This is a genomic window from Actinokineospora globicatena, assembly GCF_024171945.1.
Taxonomy (GTDB): domain Bacteria; phylum Actinomycetota; class Actinomycetes; order Mycobacteriales; family Pseudonocardiaceae; genus Actinokineospora; species Actinokineospora globicatena.
On record NZ_JAMTCR010000002.1, the window covers coordinates 2,203,025 to 2,212,480 of the forward strand.

Consider the following 9,456-nt stretch of genomic DNA (forward strand, 5'->3'; position numbering starts at 1 on the left):
GAAGCTCCTGCGGTACCTCAAGCGGGTCACCGCCGACCTCGCGGACACCCGCGAGCGGCTGGCCGCCCTGCGGGAGCCGGTCGCCGTCGTCGGCATGGGCTGCCGCTACCCCGGTGGCGTGCGCACCCCGGACGACCTGTGGGACCTGGTGCGCGACGGGCGGGACGCGGTCACCGGGTTCCCCGAGGGGCGCGGACTCGACGTCGACCCGCTGGCTGTGCGCGGCGGGTTCCTCGACGACGCCGACCGGTTCGACGCGGCGCTGTTCGGCATCAGCCCCCGCGAGGCGCTGACCATGGACCCCCAGCAGCGGGTCCTGCTGGAGGTCGCGTGGGAGGCGTTGGAGCGGTCGGGGATCGACCCGTTGTCGTTGCGCGGGAGCCGGACCGGGGTGTTCGCGGGCGCCGGGGCGTCGAACTACGGCATCGGGCTGGAGTTGCCGGAGGGCGCGGAAGGACACCTACTGACCGGGAGCGCCGCGAGCGTGGTGTCCGGGCGGGTGGCGTACTCGCTGGGGCTTGAGGGACCCGCGGTCACTGTGGACACCGCGTGTTCGTCGTCGCTGGTGGCGCTGCACATGGCGGTCAAGGCGCTGCAGGGCGACGAGTGCTCCCTGGCGCTGGTGGCCGGTGTGACGGTCATGGCCGGACTTGGTCTCTACAGCGAGTTCGGCGCGCAGGGAGGCTTGGCTGGCGACGGGCGGTGCAAGGCCTTCTCGGCGGCTGCTGACGGGACCGGCTGGGGTGAGGGCGCCGGAGTGCTGGTGCTGACCCGGTTGTCCGAGGCGCGCCGACGCGGGTATGACGTGCTCGCCGTGGTGAGCGGGACGGCGGTGAACGCCGATGGTGCGTCGAACGGGCTTACCGCGCCGAACGGGCCGTCGCAGCAGCGGGTGATCCGGGCGGCGTTGTCGGCCGCGGGCCTGGCTCCGTCCGATGTGGACGCCGTGGAGGCGCACGGGACCGGGACCGTGCTCGGCGACCCGATCGAGGCGCAAGCCCTTGCGGCGGCGTACGGCCGGGACCGGGACGAGCCGCTGTGGCTGGGCTCGGTGAAGTCCAACATCGGGCACACGCAGGCCGCCGCCGGGGTCGCGGGCGTGATCAAGTCGGTGCTGGCGTTGCGGCACGGTGTCCTGCCGCGGACCCTGCACGCGGATGAGCCGTCGCCGCACATCGACTGGGCCGGGCTCGGGCTGCTCAGCGCGGCGCGCCCGTGGCCGGAGGTGGACCGCCCGCGCCGCATCGGGGTGTCGTCTTTCGGCATGAGCGGCACCAACGCCCACGTGATCTTGTCCTCGCCGGAGCCCGTTGAGCCTCAGCAAGACGTGTCGCCGGAGCGGGGATTGGTGCCGTGCCTGGTGTCGGGGCACACGCCGGAGGTCTTGCGGGAGCAGGCGCACCGGTTGCTGGGGGCGCTCGACGGGACCGTGCTCGACATCGGGCACACACTCGCCACCGCGCGGGCGAGCGTGGACCACCGGGCCGTCGTGCTCGCGGGCGACCGGGACGGGCTGGTCGACGGGCTGCGGGCCATCGCGGCTGGGCGGTCGGCGGGCAACGTCGTCACGGGGACGGCCGATGACGGTCGGACGGCGTTCCTGTTCACCGGTCAGGGCGCGCAGCGGGCCGGGATGGGGGAGCAGCTGGCGGCGGCCTTCCCGGTGTTCGCCGAGGCTTTCGCGCGGGTGAAGGCCGCGCTCGGGGTGACCGAGTTCGGCGACCTGGGGCGGACCGAGCACGCGCAGCCCGCGATCTTCGCCTTCGAGGTCGCGCTGTACCGGCTGGTGGAGTCCTGGGGTGTGCGGCCGGACTACCTGGTCGGGCACTCCATCGGCGAGATCGCGGCGGCCCACGTCGCGGGGATCCTGGCGCTGGCCGACGCGTGCACGCTGGTCAACGCCCGTGCACGGCTCATGGGCGCCCTCCCCGAGGGCGGCGCCATGCTGGCCGTGGAGATCAGCGAGGCGACCCTCGCGCGCCGGTTCCCCGGTGGGCTGCCCGACGGCGTGGACCTGGCGGCGGTCAATTCGGATCGTTCACTTGTCGTATCCGGGGATCGTGGGATTGTTCAACAGTTGAAAGAGCGGATTGTTGAACACTCCGGCCGGGTGAAGGACCTGGCCACCTCGCACGCCTTCCACTCGCGGCTGATGGACCCCGTGCTGGCCGACCTGCGCGCGGCCATCGCCGGGATCGCGCACGGCCGGGCCGCGCTGCCCGTCGTGTCCACCGTGTCCGGTGAGCTGCTGATCGACGTGGACGCCGACTACTGGGTGCGGCAGGTGCGCGAGCCGGTCCGGTTCGCGGGTGCCGTCGACTGGCTGCGCGCGGCAGGTGCCACCCGGTTCCTCGAGATCGGCCCGGACGCCGCGCTCACCGCCGTGGTCGACGGTGCGGTCGCCCTGTCCCGGCGCGACCGCCACGAGGTCGACGCGCTGCTCACCGGCCTGTCCCGCGCCCACGTCTCCGGCGTCGGCGTCGACTGGCGCGCCGTGTTCGAGCCCTGGGGCGGCCACGTCGTCCCCCTGCCCACCTACGCCTTCCGCCGTGACCGGTACTGGCTGAGCGCCGCGACCTCCACCAGTGCCGACGGTCACGACTCCGCGTTCTGGACCGCTGTCGACCGCGACGACCCCGCCGCGCTCGCCGCCACCCTGCGCACCGACGAGGACTCGGTCCGCGCGGTCCTCCCCGCGCTGCTCGACTGGCGTCGCGGACAGCGGGACCGCACCGAGGTCGACACCTGGTGCTACCGCGTCACCTGGACGCCGCTGACCGGGCTCGCCGCAGCGAAGACGCCGGGTAGCTGGCTGGTGGTCGTTCCCAGCGCCAAGGCCGATGACCAGGCGGTGATCGGCACCGTCCGCGCGCTGCGGGCCCACGGTGTCGACGTGGTCGAGCTGCCGCTCGCGCGTACCGAGGTGGACCGCTGGTCAGTCGCCGCTCGGCTGCGCGACGTCGCAGGCATGGGTTTCACCGCTGTGCTGTCGCTGCTGGCCGACGACGACTCACCGCACGCCGAGTACCCGCCGATGACCTCCGGCCAGGTCGCCGGTCTGGTGTTGGCGCAAGCGCTCGGGGACGCCAACCTGCTTGCTCCACTGTGGACTATCACGCGGGGTGCGGTGTCGATCGGTCGGGCCGACCGGCTCACCGCTCCGGGCCAGGCCCAGCTGTGGGGGTCGGGCCGGGTCGCCGCGCTGGAGTTCGGTGCGCGGTGGGGCGGCGTGGTCGACATGCCGGTGCCTGATGACCGGGCCACTGCCGCGTTGCTCGCCGTCATCGCGAGCGGTGAGGACCAGGTCGCGATCCGCCCGACCGGCGTGTTCGGGCGCAGGCTCACCCGGGCCGTCGCCGCTGCTGGGACTCCGTGGACGCCACGGGGAACCGTCCTGGTTACCGGTGGTACGGGAGCGTTGGGCACGCACGTCGCCGCGTGGCTGGCCGACCAAGGCGCGGAGCGGGTCATCCTGGCCAGCCGCACCGGTGTCGGGGCAGGCGAGGTTGTCGCGCTGGATGTCACCGATCGTGAGCAGGTCGTCGCGTTCCTCGCAGAGCACGAGATCGGGACCGTCGTGCACGCGGCCGGGACCAGCGAGCTGGTGCCGCTCAACGAGACCGGACTGGCCGAGTTCGCCGACGTGCTGCGGGCCAAGGTCGTCGGCGCCGCGCTGCTCGACGAACTGTTGCCCGAAGCGGAGTTCGTCTACTTCTCCTCAGTCGCGTCGACCTGGGGTGGCGGCGGGCAAGGCGCCTACGCGGCCGCGAACGCCCACCTCGACGCGCTCGCCGAGTCCCGGCGCGGCAGGGGCCTGCCTGCGGTGTCTGTCGCATGGGGACCGTGGGACGGGGCCGGGATGGCCGCCGACAGCCACGACCAGTTGGTGCGCCGAGGGTTGCGCCCGATGGATCCCGCCAAGGCCTTGAAGGCACTGGGGCGCGCGCTCGACACCCGCGGTGATCTCACCGTGGCTGACGTCGATTGGTCGGTCTTCGCCCCCGCGTTCACCAGCACGCGCCGCAGCCCGCTGCTCACCGAGCTGACCGACGAGAACCCTGACCCGGTCGACGCAGGGGATGTCCGCGCGCAGTGGGTGACCCGGCTCGCTGACCTGCCCGAAGGCGATCGGACCGGCGTGCTGCTGGACTTGGTCCGCGCCGAGGTCGCCACAGTGCTCGGCTATCGCGGACCGGACGACATCGGCGCGCAGCTGCCGTTCAAGGACCTGGGCATCGACTCGCTCACCGCTGTCGAGGTCCGCGACCGGCTTGCCGCGTCTACTGGGCTGAAGCTCACCGCGGGCCTGGTGTTCGACTACCCGAAGCCCGCCTCGCTCGCCGAGTACCTCGTCGCCGAGCTGACCGGCACCAGCCACGAGGTCGAGACCACAGCGCGCGTCACCGTGGACGAACCCATCGCGATCATCGGGATGGCGTGCCGCTTCCCGGGTGGCGTGACCACGCCCGAGGACCTGTGGCGGCTGCTGCTGGCGGGCGACGAGGCCATCTCGGCGTTCCCCACCGATCGCGGCTGGGACCTGGACGAACTGTTCGCCGAGGACGCCGATGGCGGCACCTCGTACGTGCAGGCGGGCGGGTTCCTGCACGAGGCCGCCGACTTCGACCCGGCGTTCTTCGGGATCTCCCCGCGCGAGGCCATCGCGATGGACCCGCAGCAGCGGCTCCTGCTCGAAACCGCCTGGGAGGCCGTGGAACGAGCGGGGATCGACCCGCACGACCTGCGGGGCAGCCGGACCGGCGTGTTCGCGGGCAGCAACGGCCAGGACTACAGCTACCTGCTGCTCAGCTCCGAGGATGACGTCGAAGGGCACCTGCTCGCGGGTGCCACCGCCAGCATCTTGTCCGGGCGGGTCGCCTACAGCTTCGGGTTCGAGGGGCCCGCGCTGACGGTCGACACGGCGTGCTCGTCTTCGCTGGTAGCGCTGCACTTGGCGGCCCGGTCGCTGCGTTCCGGGGAGTGTGACTTGGCGCTGGCGGGCGGTGTGTCGGTGATGTCGACGCCGGGGCCGTTCGTGGAGTTCAGCCGGTTGAGCGGACTCGCCCAGGACGGCCGGTGCAAGGCGTTCGCCGACGCCGCCGACGGGACGGGCTGGGGTGAGGGCGCGGCGTTGCTGCTCGTCGAGCGGCTGTCGGACGCCCAGCGCAACGGGCACAAGGTCTTGGCGGTGTTGAAGGGAAGCGCGGTCAACTCCGACGGCGCGTCCAACGGGCTGACCGCGCCGAACGGGCCGTCGCAGCAGCGGGTGATCAGGGCCGCCGTCGCCGACGCCGGGCTTGAGTTGTCCGATGTGGACGCGGTGGAGGCGCACGGCACCGGCACCACCCTCGGTGACCCCATCGAGGCACAGGCGTTGCTGGCCACCTACGGCCGGGACCGGCAGCGTCCGCTGCTGCTGGGCGCGGTCAAGTCGAACCTCGGGCACACCCAGGCCGCGTCCGGTGCCGCCGGCGTGATCAAGATGGTGCTCGCGCTCCGGCACGGTGTCCTGCCCAAGACACTGCACGTCGATGCCCCGACGTCGCAGGTGGACTGGACGAGCGGGTCGGTCGACCTGCTCACCGACACGACCCCGTGGCCCGCGACCGGTCAGCCGCGCCGGGCCGGGGTGTCGTCCTTCGGGGCCAGCGGCACCAACGCCCACCTCATCCTGGAGGAGGCAGCCGATGTCCAGGACGATCCCGCCGAGCAAACCCCCTGGCAGGCCGGACGGGCCCTGCCCTTCGTCGTGTCAGCTCGCTCGGAGCAGGCCCTGCGCGCGCAAGCCGAGGCTCTGCGGGCGAACCTGACCGGCGCCCTGCCCGACATCGCGCACACGTTGGGCGCGCGGAGCACCTTCGAGCACCGGGCCGTGGTCGTCGCCGACACCGAAGACGCGTTGCGCGATGGCCTGGCCGCACTCGCCGACAGGACACCGAGTTCCGCCGTCACGGTCGGCAAGGCGGGCAAGGCCAAGGTCGCGTTCGTCTTCCCAGGTCAAGGCTCGCAGTGGCTGGGAATGGCGTTGGACCTGTTGGACGAGCCGGTGTTCGCTGACCGGTTCGCCCAGTGCGCACACGCTTTGGCGCCGCACATCGACTTCGTGCCGACCGAGGCGCTCGCTGACGAGGGCGCTTTGGCCCGAGTCGAGGTCGTGCAGCCGTTGTTGTGGGCCGTGATGGTGTCGCTGGCGGCGCTGTGGCAAGCGCACGGGGTCAAGCCTGCCGCTGTCGTCGGGCACAGCCAGGGTGAGATCGCGGCTGCAGCTGTCTCTGGTGCGTTGAGCCTGGCAGATGCGGCGACGGTGGTCGCCCTGCGGAGTCAGGCGATCACGGAACTCGCCGGACTCGGTGGCATGGTGTCGATCCCGCTCGGTGAGGACGCCGTTCGCGACCGCATCTCCGCTTGGGGGCCGCGGATCTCAGTCGCCGCAGTCAACGGTCCTGAAGCGACTGTGGTCTCCGGTGAGCCGGACGCGCTTGACGAACTCCTCGTCGAACTGACGGGTGACAATGTCCGGGCAAGGCGTGTGCCGGTTGACTACGCCTCGCACTCCGCCCAGGTCGACCGCCTGCGTGACCGGATCACCTCCGCGCTCGCGGGCATCACGCCGCAGCGATCCACGATCCCGTTCTACTCCGCGGTGACCGGTGACCTGCTGGACACCAGCGAACTCGGCGCCGAGTACTGGTTCACCAACCTGCGCGAGACCGTGCGGTTCGAGTCGGCGACCACGTCTCTCCTGCGTGACGGCCACACACTGCTGATCGAGTCCAGCCCGCACCCGGTGCTCATCGCGGCCATCCAGGACGCGACCGCGATCGGGACCCTGCGGCGCGACGACGGCGGCCGGACGCGGTGGCTGACCGCGCTCGCCGAGGCGCACACCAGGGGTGTCGCGGTCGACTGGCGGCTCGACGGCCGGTTCGTCGACCTGCCCACCTACGCGTTCCAGCGGCAGCGGTACTGGCCGAAGCCGGTCGCTGAGGCACCCGCACCGGTCAGCAACCCCGGTGAGGCGCGGTTCTGGGCCGCGGTCGATCGGGCTGATGGTGCCGCTGTGGCAGAGGCGTTGCGGGTACCGGAATCGGCGGTCGCGTCGTTGCTGCCCGCTTTGTCCAGTTGGCACCGGCAGGTCGGCGCTGAGTCCGCTGTGGACGCGTGGCGGTACCGGATCCGGTGGTCCGCCGTGGACGAGGTGCGGACGCCGGTGCTCACGGGTCGCTGGCTCGTGGTGGTCAGCGCCGCGGTGGCGGACTCGCCGATCGCGCGGGTGATCGACGGTGCCGAGGTGCTCGTGGTCGACCCGACTGAGGAGTCGCTGGTCCCGAAGCTGGACGGGTACGAGGTCGACGGGATCCTGTCGCTGCTCGCGCTGGACGAGACGCCGCACCCGGTGCACACCGCGCTTCCGGTTGGGCTGACCGCGACGCTGTCGCTGCTGCATGCCGTCGTCGAGACCGACATCGCTCCACTGTGGTGTGTCACCCAGGGGGCCGTCGGCACGACGGGGGAAGTGCCTGCTCGCCCGCAGCAAGCGCAGGTGTGGGGGCTTGGGCGGGTCGCCGCGTTGGAGCACCCGAGGCAGTGGGGTGGGCTGGTCGACCTGCCGGTGAACTTCGACGACCGGGCCGCGTCCAGGCTGGTTGCCGCCTTGTCGCGGACGGACGACGAGGACCAGTTGGCGGTTCGCGCCTCCGGCACGTTCGCCAGGCGGTTGGTGCGTGCGGGCACCGGGGCTACCGCGCCGCTGCGGTCTTGGCGGCCGAGTGGGTCGGTGCTGGTCACCGGCGGTACCGGGGCGATCGGCGGGCACGTGTCGCGGTGGTTGGCGGAGAACGGCGCTGAACACCTGGTGCTCACCAGTCGTCGTGGTCCGCAGGCGCCGGGAGCCCAGGAGTTGGTCGCCGAGCTGTCGGCGCTAGGGGCCAAGGTCGATGTGGTGTCCTGCGATCTGAGCGACCGCGCGGACGTGGCCAGGATGCTGTCCGAACTGGACACCCCGGTCACCTCGGTCATGCACACGGCTGGCATGGGGACGTTGGCACCGCTGGAGTACACGAGTGTCGACGACCTCGCGTACCTGACCACGGCGAAGATCGCAGGCGCCCGGCACCTCGATGAGCTCATCGACCCCGCGCAGCTCGACGCGGTGGTCTACTTCTCCTCCATCGCGGGCGTGTGGGGGGTGGGCAGGCACGGCGGGTACGCCGCGGGCAACGCCTACCTCGACGCGCTGGCCGAACACCGGCGCAGCGAGGGCGTGCCGGTGCTCTCGGTCGCGTGGGGGCCGTGGGACGGCGGCGGGATGGTCGCCATGACCGCCGTCGAACCCATGCTGCGCCGAGGTGTTCCGCTGATCACCCCTGGTCCGGCCATGGTCGCGCTGCGCCAGGCGCTCGACCACGGCGACACGTTCGTCGCGGCGGCCGAGGTGGACTGGGCCAAGTTCGTGCCCGCGTTCACCTCGCTGCGGCCGAGCCAGCTGCTCGCTGAGCTTCCTGAGGCTGTTCGGGAGCAGGTCACGGCGGTAGTGCCGGCTGAGGCGGCGGCTGACTTCCGCACTCGGTTGGCGGCTTTGTCCGAGGTGGAGCGGTCGCGGGTGCTGCTGGATTTGGTCCGTGCGCATGCTGCTGTGGTGCTTGGGCATCCTGGGCCGGAGGCTATTGACCCGGATCGGGCCTTCCGTGAGGTGGGGTTTGACTCGCTGACCGCTGTTGAGCTTCGCAACCGTGTGGCTGCTGAGACGGGGCTGACGTTGCCTGCGACCTTGGTGTTCGACCAGCCGAATCCTGCGGTTCTTGCTGGACATTTGCGTGTGTTGGCGCTTCCTGAGGAGCCTGAGGACGACCTTCCTTCGCTTGCTGAGCTTGACCGGATTGAGCTTGCTCTCGCTACTCGGGCTGATGACGACATCGCGCGGGTTCGGGTGGTGATGCGGCTTGAATCGCTGCTTGCTGCTCAGCGGGGGGCGGGTGGTGGTGGGGATCTGTTGGATCGGCTTGGGTCCGCTACCAATGATGAGCTGTTTGATCTGGTTGAGAAAGATCTGGGGCTGACATGAGTGGCCTTGGTGCGGGTGCGGGTGCGGGTGTTGGTGGGGGCGGGGGTGCGGCATTGCGGGGCAGGGGATACGGCTCGCCTGCGGCATCGCGGGGTGGTCGCCTCGGCTTCGCCATTGGCTTTGACGCGAGTTTCGAGCTTTGCTCGATGGGGCGAACTTGTTTTGCGTGGGGCCCCTACGACACCCGTGGCAGGACCGCAAAGCAGGGGCCGAAAAGCATGGCCCTGTCCGCTACCGACGCTACGGGTACCGCTCCCCCGCACAAAACAAGTCCGCCCCATCGAGCCGGCCTGGCACCAGCGACTTTGGTGGAGCGGTGGGCGGCCAACGTTGTCGGCGGGTGGTCTTGGGGTCAACGTCGTCGGCGGGCGTTTGGGGAGCGATCTGGGGCC

1 pseudogene is annotated in these 9,456 nt (G+C 71.4%); it reads left to right on the top strand.

Annotated elements, in window-relative coordinates:
* Nucleotides 1-25 precede the first annotated feature (25 nt).
* Nucleotides 26-9,064 (top strand): annotated as a pseudogene (locus LV79_RS10145) (type I polyketide synthase); the annotation flags it as partial.
* Nucleotides 9,065-9,456 lie beyond the last annotated feature (392 nt).